This is a genomic window from Hoeflea sp. Naph1, assembly GCF_046837775.1.
Classification (GTDB): Bacteria; Pseudomonadota; Alphaproteobacteria; order Rhizobiales; family Rhizobiaceae; genus Hoeflea.
This window is the reverse complement of record NZ_CP177286.1, coordinates 3,229,553-3,254,632: the sequence shown is the minus strand read 5'-3', so window position 1 is coordinate 3,254,632 and position 25,080 is coordinate 3,229,553. Positions and strand designations below refer to the sequence as shown.

The following is a 25,080-nucleotide window of genomic DNA, read 5'->3' as shown; positions in this document are numbered from 1 at the left end:
GACGCTGTCCATGAATTGCGAACGCTCAGTGGTCAAATTGGCATCTACCGTGAACGTGATCAGCCCCCTAGATTGAGGTCAAGGAGACTGCCCATGACCCAATCTGCTGATCGTGCTGCCGCGCCCATGCCGGCGCTGTTCATTTCCCACGGATCGCCTGACACGGTGATCGCCGGCACCGAAGCTGCCGAGTGGATGAAGCAGGTGGGGCGAGAGTTGCCGCGCCCGCGCGCCATCGTGGTTGCCAGCGCTCATTTCGAAATCGGCGGCGGGGTCGCGGTAACCGCCGATGCCAATCCCGAAACCATCCATGATTTTGGCGGTTTCGCGCCCGAACTCTACCAGATGCAATACCCGGCGCCGGGTGATCCGAAACTGGCCAGACGCATCGTCGGTGACCTGCGGGCGCAAGGCTTTGCCGCTGGCGCGGTGCCAGATCGCGGCTTCGATCACGGTGTCTGGTCGCCGCTCAAGCTGATCTATCCTGATGCCGATATCCCGGTGGTTGCCGTCTCGGTCGATCCGGCTGCAGGCCCGGAGCACCATTACCGGCTCGGCCAAGCCTTGTCCGGGCTCGGCGCTGAGGGTGTGCTGGTGATCGGTTCGGGATCATTCACCCACAATCTCGGCGAAGCCTTCAAGAACATGCGGCAGGGCCAGCGCCGCGCCGATGTGCCCGACTGGGTCGAGGCATTTACCGGCTGGATGAACGACCGGCTTGCCGCCAATGACATCGAGGCGCTGCTTGGTTATCGCGTCCGGGCGCCATTTGCGGTACAAAATCATCCGACTGACGAGCATTTGCTGCCGTTGTATGTGGCGCTTGGCGCGGCCGGGGAGGGCGGGTCGGCGAAGCTCATGCACCAGAGCGCCGATTTCGGCGTGCTGTCGATGGCGATGTGGCGCTTTGATCACGCCATGGCTGCCGCGCCTGCCGCTTAACCGGCTGTTCAGGCCTTGGCGGCTACTCAGGGCGGATGACCTGTTCCTTGCCCGTCCTGTTTCGTTTTCTCGCGCTTGTCAGCTTGGTGCTGCCCCTGTCGGGATGCGGCACCTATCTGGTTGCCAAGACCGTGACCACCACCGGATCGCTGGTCGTCGGTGGTGCCGTCGGCGCGGTCAAGCTGACCGGCAGAACCGCCGGCGCGGTGGTCGGCATCGGCCGCGACAACGAAGCCGATTGATGTCTGTGGGTTGATCGCAAAACGATGATTTGCAACGCAGCCGATCCGGGGTAAGACCTCAGCCATGATGACACGCGACATTTCATCCCCCGACATCCTCCGCATCGCGGTGGCGCAGCTCAACCCGGTTGTCGGCGATATCGTTGGCAATCTCGCCAAAGCGCGCGAAGCGCGTGCCGATGCGCAGCGCCAGGGCGCCGATCTGGTGCTGTTTACCGAATTGTTCCTCGCCGGCTATCCGCCCGAGGATCTGGTGCTCAAGCCGGCCTTTCTGCGCGCCTGCCAGCGCGCCGTCGATGATCTTGCCGCCGATACCGCCGATGGCGGCCCGGCCGTGATCATCGGCTATCCGCGCACCGAGGACGGCAAGCGCTTCAATTCGGTGGCCATTCTCGATGCCGGCAAGCTGGTCGCCAGCCGCGACAAGGTCGATCTGCCCAATTACGGCGAGTTTGATGAGAAGCGGGTATTTGACGCCGGTGAAATGCCCGGACCGGTCTCCTTGCGCGGTGTGCGGCTCGGAATCCCGGTCTGCGAGGACATCTGGGGCGAGATGGGGGTATGCGAAACGCTCAGCGAAAGCGGTGCGGAAATCCTGCTGGTTCCCAACGGCTCACCCTATTATCGCGACAAGGTCGATGTGCGCCAGCAGATCGTGCTGCGCCAGGTGATCGAGAGCGGTCTGCCGCTGCTTTACGCCAACCAGGTCGGCGGCCAGGACGAACTGGTGTTTGATGGCGCCAGCTTCGCGCTCAATTCAGACAAGAGCCTCGCGTTTCAGATGAGCCAGTTCGAGGAGGCGGTCAGCCTCACCGTCTGGAAGCGCCAGGACGATGGCGGCTGGGCCTGTTCGGAAGGACCGATGTCGGTGATTCCCGAGCGCGAGGAGGCGGATTACCGCGCCTGCATGCTGGGGCTGCGCGATTACGTCAACAAGAACGGCTTCCGCAACGTGGTGATCGGCCTGTCGGGCGGTATTGATTCGGCAATCTGCGCAGCCCTCGCCGTCGATGCGCTGGGCGAGGAGCGGCTGCGCGCGGTCATGCTGCCTTACCGCTACACCACGGAAACCTCGATCGAAGACGCCAAGGCCTGCGCCAAAGCGCTGGGCTGCCGTTATGACACGGTGGCGATCGAGGAGCCGGTGCAGGGCTTTCTCTCTGTCCTGGGCGACATGTTCGAGGGCACCGACGAGGGCATCACCGAGGAAAACCTGCAGAGCCGGGCGCGTGGCGTCATCCTGATGGCGATTTCCAACAAGTTCGGCTCGATGGTGGTGACCACCGGCAACAAGAGCGAAATGTCGGTTGGCTACGCCACGCTCTACGGCGACATGAATGGCGGCTTCAACCCGATCAAGGATCTGTACAAGATGCAGGTCTATGCGCTGTCGCGCTGGCGCAACAGCCATGTGCCGCCCGGTGCGCTCGGACCTTCGGGTGAAGTGATCCCGGTCAACATCATCGACAAGGCGCCCTCGGCCGAGCTCCGGCCCGATCAGACCGATCAGGATTCGCTGCCGCCCTATCCGGTGCTTGATGATATTCTCGAATGTCTGGTCGAACATGAAATGGGCGTCGAGGAAATCGTCGCGCGCGGCCATGATATCGCCACCGTGCACCGCATCGAGCACCTGCTTTACATCGCCGAATACAAGCGCCGGCAGTCGGCGCCCGGCGTCAAGATCACCCGCAAGAATTTCGGCCGCGACCGCCGCTACCCGATTACCAACCGCTTCCGGGACAGGTAATGTCAGCGTTCCTGTTCTTGCGTGACAATGCCCGCTGGGTAGCCGGCGGGCTCATGCTCACGTTCTTCTCGTCGTTCGGGCAAACCTATTTCATCTCGTTGTCGGCGGGAGAGATTCGCGCCGAGTATGGCCTCAGCAATGGCGATTTCGGCATCATCTACATGTTTGCCACGCTCGCCAGCGCCGCCTCGTTGCCGCAGATCGGCAAGATCGTCGACCGTATCAGTGTTGCTTCCACGGTGCTGTTGTCAGCGCCGATCCTGGCGCTCGCCTGTGTGCTGATGGCCTGGTCACATTCGCTGGTGCTGCTGGTGCTGGCGATATATCTGCTAAGACTGTTCGGCCAGGGCATGTTCAGCCACATCGCCATGACCGCGATGGGGCGCTGGTTCGCCGCCCAACGCGGGCGCGCAATTTCATTTACCGCCATTGGTGTCAATTTCGGCGAGGCGGTGTTCCCGATCTCGTTTGTCGGGGTGGCGGCGCTGGTCGGCTGGCGTGGATCGTGGCTGCTGGCCGCCGCCGTGCTGATGCTGGTGGCGCTGCCGCTGATCTATTCGCTGATGAAGGTTGAACGCACGCCGCAATCGGTCGTCGTCGACCCGAATTTGCCCACGGTCCGGGAATGGAGCCGTGCCGAGGTGATCCGCGATCCATTGTTCTGGACAGCGCTCTTGGGCGTACTGGCGCCGGCGTTCATCGGCACCACCGTGTTCTTCCACCAGGTCTATCTGTCGGAACTGCGCGGCTGGGAGCCCAGCGTGTTCGCCGCCTCGTTTGCCATCATGTCGGCCATGACCATCCTGTTCGCGCTGATTGCCGGGCAACTGGTCGACCGTTTCTCGGCGATCAGGATGCTGCCGACATTCCTGGTGCCGCTGTCGCTGTCGTGCTTCGTGCTGGCGTCCACGGATGCACCCTGGGGGGCCTACGCGTTCATGGCGCTGATGGGGATATCCTACGGCTTCTCTTCAACCCTGTTCGGATCGTTGTGGCCGGAACTCTACGGCACCAGAAACCTTGGCAGCATCCGCTCGCTGACCGTCGCCTTCATGGTGTTCGGCACCGCGATGGGCCCGGGCCTGACCGGCGCGCTGATTGACCGCGGCGTTTCCTATCCCGGCCAGATTGCGGCGATGGGGATCTACTGCATCATCATGATCGGTCTGATGGTGCTGGTCGGACGCAAGGCACTGGCGCGCAATCGGCGTCAGGCAACCCCCGCGGCTGCGTCAGCGGCGCTGTAGCCGCTTGATTTGGTGCATTTCTCGGCGAGAACATGCACACCCGAAGTCACCGGCGGTAAAATGAGGATTTGCAGATTCAGGAGAACGTGCGGCGGTTTACCGGACGGCCCAGTCGCTGCCGGCGTTAAGATCGAGGTGACCTGCCTGATCGGGCAGGAATGTCGGCCCCACCATGCGCACTTGCCGGCGTTCGTCTGTCAGTGGGTGCTCGGTCCTGGATGCGGCGATCACCGCTGCGACATCTTCCGAGGTCAGACGCATCTCGGTGTCAAGAACGGTTTCGGGATCTTCGCCGGGATCGGGCCGGTTGAACGGGCGAACCCAGGTGGTGACCGGTGCATCCGGTTCGGCGGTGCCGTTGAGGATCGCCTCGCGGCGGGCCATTTCCTTGAAGAAGGCACCCATGTTGCAGCTGCAGGCCTTGCTCATTGGCGCTTTGGCAGTGCGGTAGGCAAAGGCGTTGGGCATGTCGGTGTAAGGCGCGTGGCTGCGGGCGGAAACCATTTCCTCGCTCTCCTGGCCGTTGGCGGCGTGGAAATACAGCGCGGTCTTGGTTCCCGGACACATCATCTGGCAGGTGCGCTCGTCCCGGGCGAAATCGGAAGGCGAGGCGGATGAGGAAACCGGAAAGAAAAACCCGTCGCAACTGCGCACGCACAGGGTTCGGTAATTGCCGCTGCGCGAGGCTCTCGGTTCGACCTGGATGCGGGTGCGTGCCTGGTTGCTGGCCTTGACCGTGTCTCCGCCGCTGTTGCCCAGTACCGCCACCAGACCGGGGCTTTTTGCGCGCTTGCGATCGTTTTCGCCTTTTAACGCTGCAGCCTGAATGGAGGCACGCTTTCCGTCGCAGTCATTGGCCTGAAGTGCGGCCTGGATGCGGCGCCTGGCGGTGTTGCGGTCGTTGCGGGAATAGGAATCGCGCTTGCGCTCGAGCGCCCTGATATTGGCGCGCATCTTGGTGTGGGCGGCGGTCAATTTGGCGCAAGCCTTGGCGTTTTTCCCGCCGCGGACGATGAAGCTGCCGGAAGTGCAGCCAAAACGCCCGAGATCGGCGCGCACCTGGCGAATCTGCTGACCCTGCTTGGTTACAGCTTCAGCGTAACGCCGGAAATTTGCCGATGAGCCGTCCTTGGTCGAGACACTGGCCAGTTGCGCCTTGAGCCGGGTGCAGACCGCTGATGCCTCGGCTACGCCAGCGCCGGCGAGGACGAATGCAAGCACCAGCAGGGGACTGCGAAACCAGACGCGGCGCATGGACAACTCCAACACATACTCGGCCACTCCGACGACGCCGGAACAAACTTCGGATCGTCGTAACCTCAGCCATAGTAACGCCTGTGCCGGTTTGCGCCAACCACATCCTCTTGTTTACCTTAATCCGATCTTGCAATGTCGAGGGCATTGGCGGTGCTGTGGTGCGTCACTGCCAGCACCGCCGATGCCGGTCTCACTTCGCGGAGGAAGCTTCGACCACGGCCAGCGCCGACATGTTGACCACACCGCGCGAGGTCACCGAAGGCGACAGGATGTGGGCGGGCATTGCCGAGCCGAGCAGGATCGGACCGACATGAAGGGCGTCGGTCAGGGTCTTGACCACGCCGAGCGAGATGTTGGCGGCATCAAGGCTCGGGAACACCAGCAGGTTGGCTTCACCGCTCAGCGTGCTGTCGGGCATTACCCGGCGGCGCAGCGCCTCGGAAATCGCTGAATCGGCGTGCATTTCGCCATCGACCTCAAGTTCGGGGGCGAGAGAGCGGATGATTTCCAAAGCCCTGCGCATCTTCAGGGAGCTCTCGGAATCGCGCGAACCGAAATTCGAGTGCGATACCAGTGCCGCCTTCGGGTTGATGCCGAAGCGGCGAATTTCCTCGGCTGCCATGATCGTCGTCTCGGCAATTTCCTCGGCGCTGGGATCAACCGACACATAGGTGTCGGTGAAGAACGTGGCGCCGCGCTGCGAGATCAGCAGGCTCAGAGCAGAAAAATCGATCACGCCCTCGCGTTTGCCGATGATCTGGGAGACATCGCGCAGGTGCTTGGAGTATCGGCCTTCGAGGCCGCAGATCAGCGCGTCGGCTTCGCCGCGCCGCACCGACAGTGCGCCGATGACGGTGGAATTGGTGCGGATGATGGTGCGGGCAGCCTCGGGAATTACTCCCTTGCGGCCCACCAGCGCAAAATATTCATCCACATAGTCGCGGAATCGGGGATCCTCTTCCGGATTGGTGACGGCGAAGTCGATACCTGGCCTGATGCGCAGGCCAAACCGTTCCAACCGGCTCTCGATGATGTTCGGACGGCCGATCAGGATCGGTTCGGCAATGCCTTCCTCGAGCAGCACCTGGGCGGCACGCAATACCCGTTCGTCTTCGCCTTCGGCAAACACGACACGCTTCTTGGTCGCAACCTTGGAGGCTGTAAACAGCGGTTTCATGACCAGGCCGGAACGGAACACGAAGCGGTTGAGCTGATCGATATAGGCTTCCTGATCGGTGATCGGACGCCGCGCCACGCCGGACTTGGCTGCAGCTTCAGCCACTGCCGGGGCGATCCGCAGGATCAGCCGCTGGTCAAACGGCGAGGGGATGAGATACTCGGGACCAAACACCGGGGTTTCGCCCGAATAGGCGCGGGCGGCGATATCGGAAGGCTCTTCGCGCGCCAGGCCGGCGATGGCGCGAACGGCAGCCATCTTCATTTCCTCATTGATCGTGCGCGCACCGCAATCCAGTGCGCCGCGGAAGATGTAGGGGAAGCACAGGACGTTGTTGACCTGGTTGGGGAAATCAGATCGTCCGGTGCAGATCATCGCGTCCGGTCGCGCTTCCCGTGCCTCATTCGGCATGATTTCGGGGGAGGGATTGGCAAGCGCCATGATCAGCGGCTTGTCAGCCATCTTGGCAAGCATATCGGGCTTGAGTACGCCGGCGGCGGAAAGCCCGAGAAACACGTCGGCGCCGTCGATTGATTCGCGCAGCACCCGCTTGTCGCTGGGCTGTGCATAGGCCGATTTCCATCTGTCCATCAGCACCTCGCGACCTTCATAGACGAGGCCTTCGATGTCATGGACCCAGATGTTTGCGCGCCGGGCGCCCAGTTCGACCAGCAGGTTGAGACAGGCGAGCGCTGCCGCGCCTGCACCGGAGGTAACGATCTTGGCGTCTTCGATCTTTTTGCCGGCCAGTTCCAGCCCGTTGAGAATGCAGGCGGCGACGATGATGGCGGTGCCATGCTGGTCATCATGAAACACTGGAATGTCCATGATCTCGCGTAGCTGCTGTTCCACCTCGAAGCATTCCGGCGACTTGATGTCCTCGAGATTGATGCCGCCAAAGGTCGGCTCCAACGCCGAGATCACACTGACCATGCGGTCAACGTCGGGCGCGTCGATCTCGATATCGAAGACATCGATATCGGCGAATTTCTTGAACAGTACCGCCTTGCCTTCCATCACCGGCTTGGAGGCCAGTGGGCCGATATTGCCCAGCCCCAGTACCGCGGTGCCGTTGGAAACCACGCCCACCAGATTGGCGCGTGATGTGTAGTCTGCAGCTGTCTCGGGATCGTCGCGGATGGCCAGACAGGGAGCGGCAACGCCGGGCGAATAGGCAAGTGCCAGATCGCGTTGATTGCCCAGCGGCTTGGTCGCCTGAATCGTCAGTTTGCCGGGTCGCGGATAGCGGTGGTAAAACAGGGCGTTCTCGTCGAGTTCGCCGCTGGTGGGTTTCGGGTCGTTGCCGCGTTTGGTGTCTTTGGAGGTCATCTGCAATTCTTTTCTTATTGGGACATGAGGGTCTCGGGTCAATGGCCGGGCAAGGGTCGGGTTATCCCGGGTCATGGTTCCTGCACGCGGTGTGCAGATACACAGCCACGGGCTTCGCAGCGCCGTCAGCGCTGCCGCGAATAATCATCATGCTGCTATCCCCCTCAACCCAAAGCCCCCTAATCTGGTTATGTTCTAGCCTATGCAGGCATGGCCGGGAATCCCGGAATGTCCGTATTTTGCCCAAGCTGTTGTTGGGGGTCCGGTAAAATTTGGCAGTTTCGCACCGAAAGACTGTGATGTACTGGTCTGTCCCGGGTCAACCGCGTGCGGTGCCTATCCCCACAGCTCTGGTGTCGGCGGTGAAACCAGCGACCCGGCATAGGTCAGCCCCGGCGTCCGGTCTCGGGCCAACAGCAGCGGTCCGTCAAGGTCCACCCAATCGGCGTCCTGTGCCAGCAGCACCGCCGGTGCCATCGCCAGCGAGGTTCCGACCATGCAGCCGACCATTACGCCGAATCCAAGTTCCCGGGCGCGGTCGCGCATCAGCAGGGCTTCGGTCAGCCCGCCGGTCTTGTCGAGCTTGATGTTGATGGCGTCATAGCGGTCGGACAGTTTGGCGAGATCGGCCAGGGTGTGAACGCTTTCATCCGCGCAGATCGGCACCGGATGGGGGATGCGGGCCAGGATGTCGTCCTTGCCGGCCGGCATCGGTTGCTCGATCAGCGATATATGCAATTCCGCCGCCAGCAGCAGATGTTCGCGGATGTTGCTTTCGTCCCAGCCTTCATTGGCGTCAAGAATGATATCGGCGCCGCGGGCAGCCGCCGCCACGGCATGCATGCGGGCCCGGTCATCGGAGGTGCCGACCTTGACCTTGAGAAGTTTTTGAGCCGAATGGGCGCGGGCCTCGTCGGCCATGTCGGCCGGTTCGCCGAGCGAAATTGTTACCGCCGTCGGCACCGGCCGCGGCAGGATGCGACAGGCCATGCTGGACACACGTTTGCCCGAAAGCTTGGCTTCGAGATCCCACAACGCGCAATCAATGGCGTTGCGCGCCGCCCCCGGCTTCATTGCCGTTTGCAAATCGTTGCGTGTCGCGCCATCGGCAATTGCCCCGGCATAGGCGTTGATGGCCTCGAGCACACCCTCGACGGTTTCGCCATAACGATTGTAAGGCACGCATTCGCCACGCCCGACAGCGCCGTTTTCGGTGATCGTGCAGGTCACCACGTCGGCGGCGGTCTTGGCGCCACGGGAGATGTTGAAGGCGCGGGTGAGCGGAAAACTGTCGATGGTGGCGGTAAGTTGTCTGGGCATTTTCGATAAGTCCGTGAATATGGATCGAAAGTCGTGCACACGGGATCAAAACGAGGGGCTGTGCGGTGACAGTCATCGAGTGACCCGCTATGTGTGGGACATGTTGACCGAACAGCCAAAAGATACAAGGGCAGATGTCCCGGTCGGGCACACCGTCGGTCTGCCGCCGGAGATCGTGCGCGACGTCTCCAGCGAAGGCGTAAGGCTCGTTCTCACGGGCAATTGGCGCCATGCAGCGATTTCAGGTGTTTATGGCCAGTTGCTGGAGATCCAAGGCGGGCTGTCCGGCGAATCGCTGGAAATCGATCTGGCGGGGGTCAGCAATTTCGACACGGCGGGCGCATGGCTTGTCCGCAAGACGATGGCTACGGCACAGGCGAGCGGCGCAGAGGTGCGGCTTACGGGCGCAACACAGCCGGTGTCGTCGCTGATTGCGGCAATTCCGGAGCTGGCTGACCCGTCCGCCTCCACGGATGTGGGAAAGCCTGCACTGTTCGAGCGGATGTTCGCGCCGTTCGGGAAAGCCCTGTATGCGTTTTCCGATGACTTTGTCGCGTCGATGTACATTCTCGGTTCGGCGGTTCGCGGTGCGCAGCTCAAGCTGAACAGGTCTGCGGGGATCTCGCCGGCGGCGATTGTCACGCAGATGGATCACATGGGCGTTCGCGCGGTGCCGATCATCATGCTGATGAGCTTTCTCATCGGAGCGATCATTGCCCAGCAGGGCGCATTTCAGCTTCGCTATTTCGGCGCCGAAGTTTTCGTTGTCGATCTGGTCGGAATTCTGCAATTGCGCGAAATCGGTGTGCTGTTGACCGCCATCATGATCGCCGGTCGGTCCGGTAGCGCAATCACGGCGGAAATCGGCTCGATGAAGATGCGCGAAGAGGTCGATGCGCTCAAGGTGATGGGGCTCAATCCCATTGGTGTGCTGGTGTTCCCGCGTCTGGTGGCGCTGACGGTGGTTCTGCCGCTGCTCACCGTGGTGGCGAATTTTTCAGCCCTGGCGGGGGCTGCCGCGGTTTCGTGGAGCTATTCGGGGATCACACCGGATGTTTTCATTGCCAGGCTTCGCGAAGCAATCGTCATGTCGACGGTCACCTCCGGCATGATCAAGGCGCCATTCATGGCGCTGATCATCGGCATTGTCGCCGCGGTGGAAGGCATGAAGGTTGGCGGCAGCGCTGAATCTCTGGGCCGCCGGGTGACAGCTTCGGTGGTTAAATCGATCTTTGTGGTGATCCTCATCGATGGACTTTTCGCCATGTTCTACGCGGCGATTGATTTTTGAGGCGGGACCGGATGAACCAGCAGACGCCCAGTATCGACGGTGAACCTGGCCACGCTGAAGAACGTGAGGTGGTGCTGTCAGTGCGCGATGTGCATGTCGCTTTCGGCAAGAATGTGGTGCTCGATCAATTGGATCTGGATGTCTATCGCGGCGAAATTCTTGGGTTTGTGGGTGGGTCCGGCACCGGCAAATCGGTGTTGATGCGCGCAATCCTGCGGCTGCTGCCGCGCCAGAAAGGCGAAATTCGCGTGCTTGGCGCCGACTACGACAAGGTCGACGAGGCAACCCGCATCGAACTTGACATGCGTCTGGGCGTGTTGTTCCAGCAGGGCGCGCTGTTTTCGTCGCTGACGGTGCGCGAGAACATACAGGTGCCGATGCGCGAGTACCTTGACCTTCCCCAGAAACTGCTGGATGAACTGACGGAACTGAAGATTGCGATGGTCGGTCTCGCTGCCGACGCGGCCGACAAATATCCCTCTGAACTGTCGGGTGGGATGATCAAACGGGCGGCGCTGGCGCGGGCACTGGCGCTTGACCCGGACCTCGTTTTCCTCGATGAGCCCACGTCCGGCCTTGATCCGATCGGTGCGGCCGAATTTGATGAATTGATCGCCCGGCTGCGAGATACCATGGGACTAACCGTCTACATGGTCACCCATGATCTGGACAGCCTGTTCTCGGTCTGCGACCGTATTGCTGTGCTTGGAAACAAGCACGTGCTGGTGAACGGAACAATTGACGACATGCTCTCATTTGACGATCCGTGGGTGCAATCCTACTTCCAGGGCAAGCGGGCGCGCATGATCCCCGACCGGTCACGTGCAAACAGAGCTACGCCGCAGCAAACTGGCAGCCAGAAAAGCGAAGCGACGTAATGGAAACCCGAGCAAATTATGCCATCGTCGGCTTTTTCACCCTGTTGGTGATGCTTTCGGCCTTCGGATTTGTCTACTGGATGGCGCGCTATGGCACCACCGGCGAGACGACCCAGTTGATCGTCCGCATTCCCGGTTCGGCCAACGGGCTGTCGGTGGGCTCGCCTTTGCGGTTCAACGGCATCCCCTATGGCGTGATCCGGCGGATCCGGATCGACCCGGAAAGTCCGAATTTCGTCATTGCCGAAACCGATGTGCGCTCCGATGCGCCAATCTATACAGATACCCGCGCAGCACTGGAAATTCAGGGGCTTACCGGCTCGGCCTATATCGAATTGCAGGGCGGCACGCCCACCAATCCGAATGTCCTGCTGCAGGCGCTTGAACAGGAAAAGGTGGCGGTGATCGAAGCTGATCCCTCCGGGGTGACCAACCTTCTGGCCACTGCCGACGAGATCCTCAACCGCGCCAACCGGGTGATCGGCCAGGTCGAGGGCTTTATTTCCGATGCCCGCTCGCCGCTGACACAGACGCTGAAGAACGCCGAAGCCTTTACCGGTGCCTTGCGCGACAATGCAGATGGCATCGATCAGTTTCTCAAGAGCGTCTCGAGCCTGTCGGGAACCGTGCAGTCGCTTTCCACCAGGCTTGAAGGCACGCTCGGTTCGGTCGACCGGCTCATCAATGCCGTCGATCCGGAGAAAGTTGGCAACATCGTCACCTCCATCGACAAGGTGGCCAGTGACGTTGCCGCGTCGTCGGGAGATATCACCAAGACGCTTGAGAGCTTCAGGATTGCCGCGGAATCGCTGCAGAGCTTTGCTGCCGACGCCGGAGAGTCGCTCAAGAAGGTGGACACGCTGGTGGCCGGGATCGATCCCGAAAAGGTCGGCCAGACAGTCGACGATATTGCCGCGGCCAGCGCGGATGCGCGCAAGGCACTTGCCGATGCCCGTGGCGTCGCCGAGACATTCTCGGCGCGGCGTGAGGACTTTGACGTCATTATCACCGATGTGCAGCAGATGAGCGGTCGTTTGAACGCCGCTTCGGTGCGGGTCGACGGGGTGCTGGCCAAGATCGACGGATTCCTTGGCGAAGGCGACGCCTCATCGTTGATTGCGGATGCGGAAGCGACGTTGAAATCATTTCGTGATGTTGCCAATTCGCTCAATGCCCGGATCGGACCAATCGCCGACAATCTGCAGCGCTTTTCGGGATCCGGCCTGCGCGACGTCGAAGCGCTGGTCAATGACGCACGGCGCTCGATCGAGCGCATCGAGCGGTCGATTTCCAGCATAGAGCAGGACCCGCAGCGACTGATCTTTGGCGGTGATACCGTCAAGCAATATGATGGACGGACGCGGCGTTGACTCTTGGACGGATGCATCGCAAGACAAAAGTTAACGAATTCGAAAGATGCCGGGCGGTGTCGGAGCGTGGGGTGCGTGTGAAAACGGGTGGGCTGTTTGCTGCAATCGCCATGATTTCGGTTCTGACCGGCTGTGCGGGCGGTCTTGGAAAGGCCACGCCGCCTGATACCTACGGGCTTTCGGAGGCGCCGCAAGTAAGCGGGCAGGCGGCCCGCAACCGGCAGATCCTGATCACCGAGCCAAGCGCGCTGAAAGCGCTGGACAGCGAGCAGATCGTGATCCGGCCATCGGCCTCGTCGATCCAGTATCTGGCCAATTCGAAATGGTCGGACCGATTGCCGAAGATCGTCCAGGACAAGCTGGTGCAGGCGTTCGAAAACACCGGTCGGGTTGGTGGCGTTGGCCGTCCGGGCGACGGGCTGGCGATCGATTTCAAGGTGCTTACGGCCATTCGCGCCTTCGAGATCAAGGCCGATGCCGGCGAGCAGGCGGTGGTTGAACTGTCGGCCAAGGTGCTCAATGACCGCAACGGCGTCGTCATTGCCTCGAAAGTATTCCGCGCAACCTCACGGGTGTCGGGAAGCGGCAACGCCGCTTATGTGCAATCGCTCGACCGGGCCTTTGAACAGGTGGTTGAGGAAATGGTTGCCTGGACGCTGGCGCGGATCTGACAGAACCCGGCCGGATCAGGTTGGCGCGCCGCCTATGCGTGCTCGAGAATATTCAGCAATTTGCCGAACGGATCGCGCACATAGAACCGGCGCTCACCCCAGGGCTCAAGCACCGGCCCGTATTCGGGTTCAATGCCGGCCTGGCTGAGGCGCTCACACACATCGTCGAAATTGTCGACTTCGATCGAAAGATCAGGGACCGGCGTTCCGGAACCGCCCTGGCTGGCGAAGCTGATCTGTGGGGTCGTTCGCATCTCGCTTCCGCGGGTGACGATCCAGCCGAGATCCATGCCGACCCTGAGGTCGAGAATGTCACGGTAGAAGGCGAGCGCTCGCGACGGGTCCCGGAGTATCGATGTTGGCGACAATGCGCTTGACGGCCTTTGGCATCTCCTGCGTTGCTTGGTTGTCGCCACCTTCGCGCTTAACTGCGAGCAGGCATTCAGGCAACATGCTGCGTGTGATTAGCCTGACTGCGCAATGATAAAGCCATGAAACGCTAATTCAAATGGGAACCCACGACCTGAAAACAACAACTCCGTGCTGAGGTGAGGACGCTCAATATCGTTCAATAAGATCTAGGGGCTGTTGACGTTTACCGTGTGTGAATGAGCGTTGCGGCAATTGAGATGAAGGCTTTGAAACTCTGGTCGGTTTTGCAAGAGCGCATTGCTATCCCTCTGTTTTCCTTCAGTTTGCCAAAGTAGTTTTCGATCAAATGCCGCCATTTGTAGGTTTCCTTGTCGAACTCTGCCGGGAACCTCCGGTTGGATGTTGGCGGTATGACCGGGGTTATGCCGCGATCCAGCAGGCCATTGCGCAGCCAATCCGCGTCAAAGGCCCTGTCCGCCAGCAAATATCCGGCGGACAAGCCGCTGATCAACGCATCGGTCTCGCGCAGATCATGAGCTTGCCCGGGCATCAGACAGAAATCGACGAGATTACCGAGCGCATCCGTCAGAGCCAGTATCTTTGTCGTTATGCCGCCGCGTGAGCGTCCAATGGCCTGGCAGAGAGTCCCCCTTTTGCGCCCTGACCCGAGCGATGAACCTTGACGATAGTACCGTCGATCATTGCGTATTCCAGATCGGCGTCTGAGGCTAATGCTTTGAACATACAATAGAAAGCATCCGCTTTGACCCATCTGCGGAACCGCTTGAATACAGAATTCCATTTGCCAAACTCACCCGGCAATTCGCGCCATTGCGCGCCCGTGCAGACGATCCAGAGGACTGCCTCCATGAAAAGTCGTGGGTCACGTCCGGTTTGTCCGGGATCGGTGGTTTTACCCAGGCAGTATGGTTCGATGATCGCCCATTGCGAATTGGATAGGACTCTTCGGGTCAAGGTTGCTCTCCTCCGTTTGCAACCTTGAATCAGAAGTCAGGTGATTTGGGAATCCCGAACGTCAACAGCCCCTAATTGAACGCAACCCGGGTCGGGTTGATAACCGCCATGTTCGCCGCGCAGAGGCTTAGCTTTCGTCGTCGCCATGCGGTGGCCGCGTGTCCACGGAAATGCGCAGGTCCCCGGCGGTAATAATTACCAGGAGAGCCAGGAAACCGATGGCTGCCAGGACTGCCGGCACGATCAGGGCGGGGTAGCCAAACAGCCAGATCGCGCTCAGCCAAAGCAGGGCGACGTTGACAATGAACATGACTTTTTCGGTTTCACCGCTTCGCCATGCGATACGACCGAGAAACCCGATAATTGCCGTATAGGCCAGTATTGCCAACACTATGGTCTTCCTTCTTGCCACCGCTGCTGTCTCAAAGCATTCCCGTCGCGTCCGACCTCCGAGAATTCGCCCTGCACGGCAGTGTGCACAATCCCTGTTGTGGTTCCACCTTCCCCCCGACGTCATAACGACGCACTGAAACCGCCACGGCAGTTGCTCCATGCAGGCCGCTCACCTGGAGGGGAGATGGCGTTGCTATCAAGCGCTGTGCTGGCGGCTGACGGAACCGGGGTCCCGATCGCTTTGCGGTCCATAGGACGCCTCAGAACTCAGGGTGGGGATGATGGCGGTTCTCTGCCTGAAACCAAAAGAACCCCGCTATCGGCGGGGGTCTTGGTCGACGTTTCCAACGGAGACAGCGTAATCATTGTCCTCGCCTTGTGTGCCATGCATCCCTTTGGATGCGTGGCACACAAGGCGTTTGAATCAATGCATGTACGTTATCGTCCAAATGAATACATTTGAACGTGACATGCATTAGGGGCTGTTGACGTTCGGGATTCCCAAATCACCTGACTTCTGATTCAAGGTTGCAAACGGAGGAGAGCAACCTTGACCCGAAGAGTCCTATCCAATTCGCAATGGGCGATCATCGAACCATACTGCCTGGGTAAAACCACCGATCCCGGACAAACCGGACGTGACCCACGACTTTTCATGGAGGCAGTCCTCTGGATCGTCCGCACGGGCGCGCAATGGCGCGAATTGCCGGGTGAGTTTGGCAAATGGAATTCTGTATTCAAGCGGTTCCGCAGATGGGTCAAAGCGGATGCTTTCTATTGTATGTTCAAAGCATTAGCCTCAGACGCCGATCTGGAATACGCAATGATCGACGGTACTATCGTCAAGGTTCATCGCTCGGGTCAGGGCGCAAAAGGGGGACTCTCTGCCAGGCCATTGGACGCTCACGCGGCGGCATAACGACAAAGATACTGGCTCTGACGGATGCGCTCGGTAATCTCGTCGATTTCTGTCTGATGCCCGGGCAAGCTCATGATCTGCGCGAGACCGATGCGTTGATCAGCGGCTTGTCCGCCGGATATTTGCTGGCGGACAGGGCCTTTGACGCGGATTGGCTGCGCAATGGCCTGCTGGATCGCGGCATAACCCCGGTCATACCGCCAAAATCCAACCGGAGGTTCCCGGCAGAGTTCGACAAGGAAACCTACAAATGGCGGCATTTGATCGAAAACTACTTTGGCAAACTGAAGGAAAACAGAGGGATAGCAATGCGCTCTTGCAAAACCGACCAGAGTTTCAAAGCCTTCATCTCAATTGCCGCAACGCTCATTCACACACGGTAAACGTCAACAGCCCCTAGTTGCTGTCGAAACGGCCACTGGCGTGGGCCAGCATGGTGTAGACCTTGCCGGTATCAGACGTCAGATAGGTCTGCGTCATCATATTGTCGCGGTCGTTGCGGGCGACATCGCTCAGCAGCTTTTCGAAATCGGTGATGTAGCGGTCGACGGCTGCGCGGAACTCCGGCTCGCGACCATACTTGTTCTTGATCTCGTCGAAGGTCTGCTGACCCTTGAGCGTGTAGAGCCTGCGGGTGAAAACATCGCGCTCGCCGCGCTGATAGCGCCGCCATAAATCCACCGATGCGTCGTGATCGATGGCGCGGGCGATGTCGACCGACAGCGAGTTGAGCGATTCAACCACGTGACGCGGGTTGCGCTCGGGCGTTGTTGGCTTGGCGGCGGGACGAGTGGTTGCCTGTTCCTCGCGTGAGGCGCCGCGCAACAGATCGCTGACCCAGCCGTCACTCTTGGCTGGGGGAGCGGTGGGCGCAGCAGGTTCGATGCTGCCGCGCAACGGTGAACGCTGGGCTGCAGCCGGGGCGCGGGGAGCGGGGGCAGCAGGCTGGGGTCGCGAAAGGGCTGCCCGCGGCGCTGCCTGGCGTACGGATGCGGATGCCATCTGACGCGGTGCTTCGCTCATTTCGGCGTGCTGGCTCGACTGGCCGACGATCTGCGAGAGTTCCTGCAGCGCCTTGATCTGGTCGGCGACCGCACGGCGCATGGCCGCGGCACTCTCGCGGGTTTCTTCCGGCAGGTCGAAGGCGCCCCGCTTGAGTTCGCTGCGGGTCTCTTCGAGTTCGCGCTTGATAACCGAGGCCGACTGGCGGATTTCGTCGGTGGCGCCGGCGAAGCGAGCGATCGCTTCCTCGATTGCCTTGCGCATGCTTTCGCTCATCGTCCCGGCTGCAGTCTGGGCGCGACGTTCGGATTCGCCGAGCAGCTTGCCGGCTTCGTCGGCTGCTTCGCGCAAACCTTCACGCACGGAGCCGGCCAATGTCTGGGCGCGCGTTTCGGTCTCGCTGAGCAGCTTGTCCGCATCCTCCACGGCTTCACGCATGCTCACGCGCATCACACCGGCTGCGGTATGGGCGCGGCTTTCGGTTTCGCCCAGCAGCTTGCCCGCATCTTCGACGGCTTCACGCATGCTTTCGCGCATCACACCGGCTGCAGAATGGGCGCGGCTCTCGGTCTCGCCAAGCAGCTTGTTGGCGTTTTCCGCGGCCGAGCGCAGCCCGCCTTCGAGCCGGCTGGCTGCGCGCTGGGATAATCCGTCTGCGCCTTCGAATGCCTTTTCGACAATGCCTTCGAGCGACCGCATGGTCTCCTCGATCTGTTCGGACCGGTTGACCAGTCCGACCGACAGCGCCTGCAATGCCTCGCGGCGTTCTTCCAGCGTTGTGGCCAGATTGGACTGCGCCGCGCCGAGAAGATCGGAAGCCGAGGCGAGCACCTTGGAGTGATCGTCGAAGCGACCGGCGATGGCGCCGACCTGGTTGAGTGTGCGGCTGGAAATATCGGTCAGGCGTTCGACCTTGCCGTCCAGCAGACGAGCCGAACCGGACAACATATCGGCAGCCTTTTCGGTGGATGCCGAAAATTCACCGCTGGTCGCCGACAGGCGCTCATTGGCCGCCCCAAGCGTCGTGGCAGCCTTGTCGATAACGCTGGAAATTTCCTGGTTGCTGACGCCCAGACGCTCGATCAGATCGCCGACATTGCCGCTCAGGCTCTGGTTGACGGTCTCGAGCGCCGACAGCGTCTCGCTGGTGCGGTTGGTGATGGCATTGATCAGCGCCGCGTTTTCGGCCCGCAGACGGTCTGTCGAGTTCTGGGTGACTTCGGTCAGGCGGGTGGCGAATTCCTCGCCGCTGGCAGCGTATTGTTCGACCAGCGGGCGGGCCTGCTCGTCGATGACCCGGCTCAATTCCGCCGAGCGGCTGGCGAGCATCGAGTTGAGCTCGCGGGTGCGCTCGTCAAGGGTGGAGTGAACCGCGGTGGCGCGGGTATCCATGGCCTGTTCGGCCTCGATCAAGCGCTGCACGATGGCCGAGGCCTTCTGGTCCAGTGCCTCGCCGACCGAGCCGGTACGCGACACCAGGGCTTCACCGGTTTCGGCAAGCCGTGCACTGATCGCGCTGGCCTTGCTGTCGAGGGTGGAAACAAGGGTCTCCGTAGTCTGGTTAATGCGTCCGGTAATGTCCTGGGTCTTGCCATCAAGCGTTGTGACCAGGTGTTCGGCGGTTTCGCCGATCCGGCTCGAGATTGCGCCGGTCTCGGCTTCGAGCCGGGCGGCGAGGGTTGCGGTCTGATCGGCGAAGCGGGCTTCGGTCGCATCGAGCGTGCTGGAAATCGCGTTGGCCTGATTGCCGACTGTTTGGCCGACGCGCTCCACCAGATCACTAATTCGGCTGGCTTCGCTGCTCAGGTCACCGGCGCTGGCGGCAATGCGGCCGGCGATGTTTTCGGCGTGCGCGGCCAGATCGGCTGTGCGCTCCTCGACATGGCTGTCGAGCCTGCGCGAGAACTCGCGGGCCTGTTCGTCCATCCGGCCGGCAAATCCGGAGCCGACCGATTGCAGCGCGTCGCTGGCTTTCAGTGCTTCGGCATCAAGTCCGATGGCGGCATCGGCTACAGCTTCACGCAGCTTGGCGGCGAGCCCCGTGGCCTTGCCTTCGATGGTCTTGGAGACGGTATCAAGTCCGATTCCGAGCATGTTGTTCATGGTCGTCAGACGCTCATCGATACGCCCGGTGCCCTTGTTGAAGGTGGTTTCGACCTGTTCGACCGCAGTTTGCGTCAATTCGGAGAAGCGGCTGCCTTCGACATCCAGCGTTGCCGAAAGCCGTTCGGACGCATCCGAAAGGCTCGAGCGAATTTCGTCGGTACGGGCGGCGAGGCGGCTGTCGATGGCGTCTGCACTTTGCGAGATGCCGCCAAACAGAGCCTGCGAGCGGTCGTTGAGGCTGCTGTCGATCCGCTCGGCGCCAGCTGATACAGCGGCTTCGAAGTCGCCGATCTTGGCGGCGATACTGGAGACGACCTCCGAGAGTTTCTGGCTCATGCTCGCATCAAGCTGTTCGGAATTGGCCGACAGTGCGTTTTCGAGATCGGTGACCTTGACGGCGAGGCCGGAGATGATGGTTGCAGACTTGTCCGTGAGGCTCGAATCGATGCGCTCGGCATTGGTGGAGAGCGCGTTTTCGAGTTCCACCACATTGGTGGCCAGACCTGAGATAATGGCCGCGGACTTTTCACCAATGCTCGCGTCAATGCGCTCGGCATTGGCCGAGAGGGTATGTTCGAGTTCGGCCACCTTGGCAGCCAGACCGGAGACCATGGCCGCGGATTTTTCACCGATGCTCGCATCGATGCGATCGGCATTGGTCGACAGTGTATTTTCGAGTTCGGCCACCTTGGCAGCCAGACCGGAAACGATGGCCGTTGATTTCTCGCTGATGCTGGCATCAATGCGATCGGCACCGACGGAGAGTGCGTTGCTGATTGCTTCGGCACGGTCGGTGAGGGAGGTCTCGATACGCTCGGCTGCCGATGATGTCGACGTTTCGAGCCTTTCGGCGCCGGTTCCCAGCGTCGTTTCCAGGGCCCGGCTGCGATCGGCGAGCGTGGCGCCGATACGCTCGAGGCTCGTCGAGAGAATGCCGTCCATGGCGGAAGCGCCACCGCTGAGTGACTCGTTGATCCGCGCCAGGCTCTCGGAGAGCTTGCCATCGAGGCTGCCGGCGCGGCTGTCGAAGGCGGATGTGAATTCGGCGACACGCTCGTCGAAGGCGGCGGTGAGGCGGCCGACGGAAGATTCGAGCTTTTCTTCGAAAAAGCCGGACCGCAGGTCTAGATCCATGACCGCGTCGTCGGCACTGGTCTTGAGCGACTGGCGGAAGGATGCGCCCTTTTCATCCAGCGAGGCGTTGAGTGTGGCGAGGGTTTCGTCGAGCCCGGCTGCAATCGCCTGCTGGCCGATGCCCAGGCTTTCGGAAATCTCGCGGGTGCGGGCGATCAGCGTCTCGTTGAGCTGGCGGGCGCGTTCGCCCAGCGCCGCGTTGAGCTTTTCGGTATTGGCGTCAAGAGTGGAGGCACGGGTCTCGAATTCGGACAGCAATGCCTTGCCGCGCTGGTTGAGCTGCACATTGAGCATTTCCAGGCGGGTATCGAATTCGTCGGTCAGCTCGCCGCCCGACGTCTTGAGCGCATTGACCAGCGCATCGGTGCGGCCGGCCAGCAAGCTCTCGAGCTCGCGGCTGGTTTCCACCGTGCGTTCCTGCAGGTTGGCGGCGCGGGTATCCATCAACTGGGCAACGGCTTCGCCGGAGGTCGAAATCCGTGCCGCAATTTCCTCGCTGGCAGCGGTCAATTCTTCCTTGAGTTGCTCATGGGCGCCGGCAATAGAGGCGCGGATGCGTTCGGCATGGTTGACGATGGCGTCCCGCTCGGAGCCGAGTTCATGAACAAGGCCGCGCACACGCATTTCATTGTCGGTGTAGCTGCGTTCAAGCGCATTGACTTCCGAATGGACAAGAGTTTCGAGCTCAGAAGCACGTGCGATGGTGCGCTCGATGCCTTCGTTCATGGCCGAGACTTCGCGGCGAACTGCCTGTCCTACGGTGAGGACGCGGTCGCCGGCGATGTTTTCCGGTTCGGCCAGGCGCAATGCCACCTCGGCCATCGACCGGGCAGCCGAGCGCATTTCGCGGGCGCGGGCCATCATGATGGAGAAGGCAAAGAAGATCAGTACCGGCACCAGAATGGCAACAAGGAAGCCGATTGCGGCCGGCATCGCCAGCAAATCGGATACCGAGCGGATGCGCCAGATCTCCGGCGCGTAAAGCAGATTGGCGAGGCCGAGCACGCCGACAGTCCAGATCAGCGAGATGAGGGTGGCGTTGCGGATGGCGCCGCGGCTTGAGCGGATTTCGAGTGCGCGCAGCAGTCCGGCGGTGGTCTTGCGGCTGTCGTCATTGGCAGGTGCCATCGGACCCGCCGGTGTAAACGGCGGCGGCGATGTGCGCGGCGCGGTGCTCTCGCCGGGGCCGGACTTGCCAGCAGCAGCAGCGGCAACCACCGGCTCGTGCGCGTTCTTCAGTTCCCTGGCAGCATTGGAGACCTTGTCTTCCAGCTCATCGAGAGAGATCTCATCGAGCGGTCCCATCGAGTCGTCATCAAGGTCAATCTTGAGTGCGTCCTCAAGCGCTTCGAATGTCTGTTCGTCAATGCTTTTGTCCGCTGGTTTTTTACTCATGCTACTCAAGCCTCGTTACTCGAAAGAGGTTTCTTGTCTCGGCCCGCCGGAGCCGTCTGTACGAATGTCGGTCCGGCCGACTTGTGCCCTAGATAGGGTCACCAAGCCAGTATGGCCCGTTTCCGGACCTTCAAACCTCCAATTTAGTGGCACACACGGCGGAATTTAACAATTGAAACCGATGGTTCGCCGAAAACGTCCACCGGTTTTCGGGGGTTGGCTGTGCCGGATGGGGACACAAATGCCAATGAAACGACACATTTACGGTGCGTTAACCATCCCGGCAAGTTTCTCTGTTAACCAGCGGCGCATGTTTACCCGATCATCAGTATCGGGCGCGATACTTGCCCACAGCATTGTCCGAGCAAAGGAAACAGGCCATGGCGGCTCTCAGTATTGCATTCGAAGCCCCTGAAACCGGTCAGCAGCCGCGTCCCTCCGGTGGACGGCCCATTGATCTGGTGCATCTGGCCCGGCAAACCGGTGGCGACAAGGCGCTGGAATCGGATGTGCTGGCGCTGTTTGCGCGCCAGGCCCGATTGGCGGTGGCGCAACTTGGCGAACTCGACGCCCGCGCCCGCACCGATCTCGCCCACAAGATGGGGGGAGCGGCGAAAGGGGTGGGGGCCTTTGAAGTGGCGCGATGTGCGTCAGTTCTGGAGACCCAGCCGCGCAGCCCGGTCGCCGTTACCGCCTTTACCAAGGCAGTGGTGGACGCAGACACGTTTATCGCCGGGTTGATGCGCTAAGTATTTCAATTTTCGGGACCAGAAGACGCCAAATTGAAAAACCATGCTGCGAAGCGCTGTCGCAGCGTGGTTTTCATTCTTGCCTCACACAGTCCAGCGTGTATGAAAGCCTCACTCCCTAATGCATGCCGCGGTCAATTGAATTCAGCTGAACAAAATCGCACATGCATTAATTCAAGCTGTTGCAGCGTGTTTTGCGCATCGAAATAGATGCGCGGCGCTGTAGTAACCGTAGCAGAGGCCGTAATGACCAAGATTTCCGTTGTCGCTTTTGACGGCACGCGTTTTGATATTGACGCCGAGAACGGCTCAACCGTGATGGAAAATGCGATCCGCAATTCCGTCCCCGGCATTGAGGCCGAGTGTGGCGGCGCCTGCGCCTGCGCCACTTGCCATGTCTATGTTGACGAGCAGTGGGCCGAAAAGGTCGGCTCGCCCGAGGCGATGGAAGAGGACATGCTCGACTTTGCGTTCGACGTGCGTCCCACTTCGCGACTGTCCTGCCAGATCAAGGTTCGCAAAGAGCTCGACGGACTGGTGGTGCATGTGCCCGAGCGGCAAGCCTGATTTTTCTCTTTTCTCCGGATAGTGTTGATGTCTACTCCTATTGAAACCGATGTCGTAATCGTTGGTGCAGGCCCGGTCGGGCTGTTTGCTGTGTTCGAACTGGGGCTTTACGATCTCAAGTGCCACCTGATCGACATTCTCGATCGCCCGGGTGGCCAGTGCGCGGAACTTTATCCGGAAAAGCCGATCTACGACATTCCGGCCTGGCCCGAAATTACCGGCCAGGCGCTGGTTGACCGGTTGATGGAGCAGATCGCGCCGTTTTCACCGGAATTCCATTTCAACCGGATGGTTGCCGGCTTTCGCAAGCTCGACAATGGCCGTTTCGAGGTGGAAACCGACGAAGGTGAACTGTTTCATGCCCATGCCGTGGTGATCGCGGCTGGTGGCGGTTCGTTCCAGCCCAAGCGCCCGCCGGTTCCCGGTATCGAAGCCTATGAAGACAAAAGCGTGTTCTATTCGGTTCGGCGCATGGAAGAGTTTCGCGACCGGGACCTGCTGATTGTCGGCGGTGGTGATTCCGCACTCGACTGGACACTCAATTTGCAGCCGGTGGCAAAATCGGTGACGCTGGTGCACCGCAGGCCGGAATTCCGCGCCGCGCCCGACAGTGTCAACAAGATGCTGGCGTTGCGCGACGAGGGCAAGATCGATTTCAAGGTCGGGCAGGTGACCGGCCTGAAGGGTGATGATGGCCAGCTGACGGCGGCGACGCTCAAAAGCCCTGACGGCGTGTTCGATATTGCCTGTGACCGCATGCTGCCGTTCTTTGGCCTGACCATGAAGCTCGGTCCCATCGCCGAATGGGGACTCAATCTGCATGAAAACCTGATCAAGGTTGACACCGAAACCTTCGAGACCAGCATTCCCGGCGTGTTCGCCATCGGCGACATCAACTGGTATCCAGGCAAGCTCAAGCTGATCCTGTCGGGTTTCCATGAAGCGGCGCTGATGACCCAGGCGGTCAAACGGCGCGCGCATCCCGATCAGAAGCTGGTGTTCCAGTACACCACCTCATCGACCAGCCTGCAGAAAAAACTCGGGGTCCAGTAGCTCCGGATCGCATGCTGCGGCTTGCCCATCGCACAGATGCCCAAAAAAGGGCCCCGCCAACCCGGATCAGGGAAGGCGAGGCCAATGGGCACGCCGGAAAACCACGTCCGATGAGGGAGGAGCATCGGCAAGTCTTCGCGCGCCGGAAAGACCGTTTCGAATCACCATGACTGTCCCTTGCACTAGACTTAACCAGTGCAGGCTTGCGTGAATATTGCGAGGAAGTCCCTGTGTGAATTGAGGGGTCTTCCGATATTCATGATGAACGGCAAGCATATTGAACGTGGTAGTTCACTTTATTTGGCGGTTAACCGCCATTATGTTGTTGCTCAACCTTATACCTGAGCATTCTGCTCATCCTTCGCTCGAAGCTTACTGCCTCGACCCGGTCAAACCGCTGTTGGTCAGCGGCGTGCTTGTCAATGATCGTCTTTGTCTTGGCGTCGACCTGGGCGGCCATTTTCTGGCAGTCGGGCTGCGGGCGCAGGGCCTCAAGCGCCCTTTCGAGCTTGCGGGCCCATTGCCGGGCAATTTCGGCGTGACGTTCTTCGTGGCGTTTGATGTCGGAGGACAGCGTATCCCAGATCAGCACAGTCTTGCGGTCGGCGCGGCTGCGGTTGGTCCAGCGCGGCAAGGTCAGATGGGTCTCGAGCTTGACCACGGCGTCCTTGACCCGGCATTCGCTACCGGTGTCCTGGTAGGTGACCGAGCCGCCCAACTTGATTTTAGTGGCGCCGGAATGGCGGACGCCGGTATCGGAGATTTGCGGGCCGTGCTCGGCCAGTTCAGCTTCCAGTTCCGCGGCGGTGTGTCCGCCGACAGTGAAGTAGGAATAGCTCTTCTTGATCACCGGTTCGGCATCGGTCGGGTGTGCTGACAGGCACAGGATGAGCGCCGAAAAAGCGAGACGGACGGGGCGCATCAAAAACTCCGGGTGGAAA

20 protein-coding genes are annotated in these 25,080 nt (G+C 60.7%); 12 read left to right on the top strand and 8 right to left on the bottom strand.

What is annotated here, in order from left to right; all coding sequences use genetic code 11:
- Positions 1–93: 93 nt before the first annotated feature.
- From ACK6D9_RS15650 to ACK6D9_RS15635, 4 genes are all read left to right on the top strand, one after another.
- Positions 94–942, top strand: a complete 849-nt coding sequence (locus tag ACK6D9_RS15650; RefSeq protein WP_412049197.1) for a DODA-type extradiol aromatic ring-opening family dioxygenase — start codon at positions 94–96, stop codon at positions 940–942.
- 47 nt (positions 943–989) lie between these two features.
- Positions 990–1,184, top strand: a complete 195-nt coding sequence (locus tag ACK6D9_RS15645) for a hypothetical protein (RefSeq protein ID WP_322988221.1) — start codon at positions 990–992, stop codon at positions 1,182–1,184.
- 67 nt (positions 1,185–1,251) lie between these two features.
- Positions 1,252–2,934 carry an NAD+ synthase gene (locus tag ACK6D9_RS15640; protein ID WP_412051830.1) on the top strand — a complete coding sequence of 561 codons (1,683 nt, stop codon included), beginning with the start codon at positions 1,252–1,254 and terminating at the stop codon, positions 2,932–2,934.
- Positions 2,934–4,181 carry an MFS transporter gene (locus tag ACK6D9_RS15635; protein WP_412049196.1) on the top strand — a complete coding sequence of 416 codons (1,248 nt, stop codon included), beginning with the start codon at positions 2,934–2,936 and terminating at the stop codon, positions 4,179–4,181. Before ACK6D9_RS15640 ends, ACK6D9_RS15635 begins: the two co-directional genes overlap by 1 nt.
- Before the next feature lie 96 nt (positions 4,182–4,277).
- Here ACK6D9_RS15635 and ACK6D9_RS15630 read toward each other — a convergent pair whose 3' ends face one another.
- From ACK6D9_RS15630 to dgcA, 3 genes are all read right to left on the bottom strand, one after another.
- A complete protein-coding gene (locus ACK6D9_RS15630; RefSeq protein ID WP_412049195.1) occupies positions 4,278–5,435 on the bottom strand; it encodes a DUF2865 domain-containing protein in 1,158 nt (385 codons plus the stop codon).
- A gap of 193 nt (positions 5,436–5,628) precedes the next feature.
- Positions 5,629–7,944 carry an NADP-dependent malic enzyme gene (locus ACK6D9_RS15625; RefSeq protein ID WP_412049194.1) on the bottom strand — a complete coding sequence of 772 codons (2,316 nt, stop codon included), beginning with the start codon at positions 7,942–7,944 and terminating at the stop codon, positions 5,629–5,631.
- A 336-nt stretch (positions 7,945–8,280) separates the two neighbouring features.
- A complete protein-coding gene (gene dgcA / locus ACK6D9_RS15620; RefSeq protein WP_322988217.1) occupies positions 8,281–9,264 on the bottom strand; it encodes an N-acetyl-D-Glu racemase DgcA in 984 nt (327 codons plus the stop codon).
- A 100-nt stretch (positions 9,265–9,364) separates the two neighbouring features.
- On the opposite strand from dgcA, the gene ACK6D9_RS15615 reads away from it, so the two are divergent.
- The 4 genes from ACK6D9_RS15615 to ACK6D9_RS15600 all read left to right on the top strand — a co-directional run bounded on the left by ACK6D9_RS15615 (position 9,365) and on the right by ACK6D9_RS15600 (position 13,474).
- Positions 9,365–10,555, top strand: coding sequence for an ABC transporter permease (locus ACK6D9_RS15615; protein WP_412051829.1), 1,191 nt, complete (start codon positions 9,365–9,367; stop codon positions 10,553–10,555).
- 11 nt (positions 10,556–10,566) lie between these two features.
- Positions 10,567–11,433 carry an ABC transporter ATP-binding protein gene (locus ACK6D9_RS15610; protein ID WP_322988215.1) on the top strand — a complete coding sequence of 289 codons (867 nt, stop codon included), beginning with the start codon at positions 10,567–10,569 and terminating at the stop codon, positions 11,431–11,433.
- Positions 11,433–12,803, top strand: coding sequence for an MlaD family protein (locus tag ACK6D9_RS15605; protein WP_412049193.1), 1,371 nt, complete (start codon positions 11,433–11,435; stop codon positions 12,801–12,803). Before ACK6D9_RS15610 ends, ACK6D9_RS15605 begins: the two co-directional genes overlap by 1 nt.
- Positions 12,804–12,913: 110 nt before the next feature.
- Entirely contained in the window at positions 12,914–13,474 is a 561-nt protein-coding gene (locus ACK6D9_RS15600) for an ABC-type transport auxiliary lipoprotein family protein (RefSeq protein WP_412051828.1), read from the top strand.
- A gap of 32 nt (positions 13,475–13,506) precedes the next feature.
- Here the strand turns inward: ACK6D9_RS15600 and ACK6D9_RS15595 are convergent, their stop codons facing one another.
- The 3 genes from ACK6D9_RS15595 to ACK6D9_RS15585 all read right to left on the bottom strand — a co-directional run bounded on the left by ACK6D9_RS15595 (position 13,507) and on the right by ACK6D9_RS15585 (position 15,212).
- A complete protein-coding gene (locus ACK6D9_RS15595) occupies positions 13,507–13,842 on the bottom strand; it encodes a VOC family protein (protein WP_412049192.1) in 336 nt (111 codons plus the stop codon).
- 227 nt (positions 13,843–14,069) lie between these two features.
- A protein-coding gene (locus tag ACK6D9_RS15590; protein ID WP_412049191.1) for an IS5 family transposase occupies positions 14,070–14,821 on the bottom strand; the annotation gives its coding sequence in 2 pieces (ribosomal slippage) (positions 14,070–14,488 and positions 14,488–14,821; 753 coding nt in all).
- A gap of 127 nt (positions 14,822–14,948) precedes the next feature.
- Positions 14,949–15,212, bottom strand: a complete 264-nt coding sequence (locus ACK6D9_RS15585; RefSeq protein ID WP_412049190.1) for a hypothetical protein — start codon at positions 15,210–15,212, stop codon at positions 14,949–14,951.
- 552 nt (positions 15,213–15,764) lie between these two features.
- Between ACK6D9_RS15585 and ACK6D9_RS15580 the strand changes: the two genes are divergently transcribed.
- Positions 15,765–16,516, top strand: a protein-coding gene (locus tag ACK6D9_RS15580) for an IS5 family transposase (RefSeq protein WP_412049012.1) whose coding sequence is annotated in 2 segments (ribosomal slippage) — positions 15,765–16,098 and positions 16,098–16,516 — 753 coding nt in all. Because the reading frame shifts where the segments join, the coding sequence is not laid out codon by codon here.
- Positions 16,517–16,529: 13 nt separating this feature from the next.
- Here the strand turns inward: ACK6D9_RS15580 and ACK6D9_RS15575 are convergent.
- Positions 16,530–21,770, bottom strand: a complete 5,241-nt coding sequence (locus tag ACK6D9_RS15575) for a hypothetical protein (RefSeq protein ID WP_412049189.1) — start codon at positions 21,768–21,770, stop codon at positions 16,530–16,532.
- 380 nt (positions 21,771–22,150) lie between these two features.
- Between ACK6D9_RS15575 and ACK6D9_RS15570 the strand changes: the two genes are divergently transcribed.
- From ACK6D9_RS15570 to ACK6D9_RS15560, 3 genes are all read left to right on the top strand, one after another.
- Positions 22,151–22,519: an Hpt domain-containing protein gene (locus ACK6D9_RS15570; RefSeq protein ID WP_322988211.1), complete on the top strand. Its 369-nt coding sequence runs from the start codon at positions 22,151–22,153 to the stop codon at positions 22,517–22,519.
- A 246-nt stretch (positions 22,520–22,765) separates the two neighbouring features.
- The gene (locus ACK6D9_RS15565) at positions 22,766–23,086 is read left to right on the top strand and encodes a 2Fe-2S iron-sulfur cluster-binding protein (RefSeq protein ID WP_267652898.1); all 321 of its coding nucleotides are present in this window, start codon (positions 22,766–22,768) and stop codon (positions 23,084–23,086) included.
- A gap of 27 nt (positions 23,087–23,113) precedes the next feature.
- Entirely contained in the window at positions 23,114–24,139 is a 1,026-nt protein-coding gene (locus ACK6D9_RS15560; RefSeq protein ID WP_412049188.1) for an NAD(P)/FAD-dependent oxidoreductase, read from the top strand.
- A gap of 307 nt (positions 24,140–24,446) precedes the next feature.
- Here ACK6D9_RS15560 and ACK6D9_RS15555 read toward each other — a convergent pair whose 3' ends face one another.
- Entirely contained in the window at positions 24,447–25,061 is a 615-nt protein-coding gene (locus ACK6D9_RS15555; protein ID WP_322988209.1) for a DUF922 domain-containing Zn-dependent protease, read from the bottom strand.
- Positions 25,062–25,080 lie beyond the last annotated feature (19 nt).

Bases quoted from the DNA above. Each gene is read 5' to 3' on its own strand.
- ACK6D9_RS15560 (WP_412049188.1), top strand. From the start codon at position 23,114: ATGTCTACTCCTATTGAAACCGATGTCGTAATCGTTGGTGCAGGCCCG.
- ACK6D9_RS15575 (WP_412049189.1), bottom strand. From the start codon at position 21,770: ATGAGTAAAAAACCAGCGGACAAAAGCATTGACGAACAGACATTCGAA.
- ACK6D9_RS15565 (WP_267652898.1), top strand. From the start codon at position 22,766: ATGACCAAGATTTCCGTTGTCGCTTTTGACGGCACGCGTTTTGATATT.
- ACK6D9_RS15610 (WP_322988215.1), top strand. From the start codon at position 10,567: ATGAACCAGCAGACGCCCAGTATCGACGGTGAACCTGGCCACGCTGAA.
- dgcA (WP_322988217.1), bottom strand. From the start codon at position 9,264: ATGCCCAGACAACTTACCGCCACCATCGACAGTTTTCCGCTCACCCGC.
- ACK6D9_RS15625 (WP_412049194.1), bottom strand. From the start codon at position 7,944: ATGACCTCCAAAGACACCAAACGCGGCAACGACCCGAAACCCACCAGC.
- ACK6D9_RS15555 (WP_322988209.1), bottom strand. From the start codon at position 25,061: ATGCGCCCCGTCCGTCTCGCTTTTTCGGCGCTCATCCTGTGCCTGTCA.
- ACK6D9_RS15630 (WP_412049195.1), bottom strand. From the start codon at position 5,435: ATGCGCCGCGTCTGGTTTCGCAGTCCCCTGCTGGTGCTTGCATTCGTC.
- ACK6D9_RS15650 (WP_412049197.1), top strand. From the start codon at position 94: ATGACCCAATCTGCTGATCGTGCTGCCGCGCCCATGCCGGCGCTGTTC.
- ACK6D9_RS15640 (WP_412051830.1), top strand. From the start codon at position 1,252: ATGACACGCGACATTTCATCCCCCGACATCCTCCGCATCGCGGTGGCG.
- ACK6D9_RS15600 (WP_412051828.1), top strand. From the start codon at position 12,914: ATGATTTCGGTTCTGACCGGCTGTGCGGGCGGTCTTGGAAAGGCCACG.
- ACK6D9_RS15615 (WP_412051829.1), top strand. From the start codon at position 9,365: ATGTTGACCGAACAGCCAAAAGATACAAGGGCAGATGTCCCGGTCGGG.
- ACK6D9_RS15570 (WP_322988211.1), top strand. From the start codon at position 22,151: ATGGCGGCTCTCAGTATTGCATTCGAAGCCCCTGAAACCGGTCAGCAG.
- ACK6D9_RS15635 (WP_412049196.1), top strand. From the start codon at position 2,934: ATGTCAGCGTTCCTGTTCTTGCGTGACAATGCCCGCTGGGTAGCCGGC.
- ACK6D9_RS15605 (WP_412049193.1), top strand. From the start codon at position 11,433: ATGGAAACCCGAGCAAATTATGCCATCGTCGGCTTTTTCACCCTGTTG.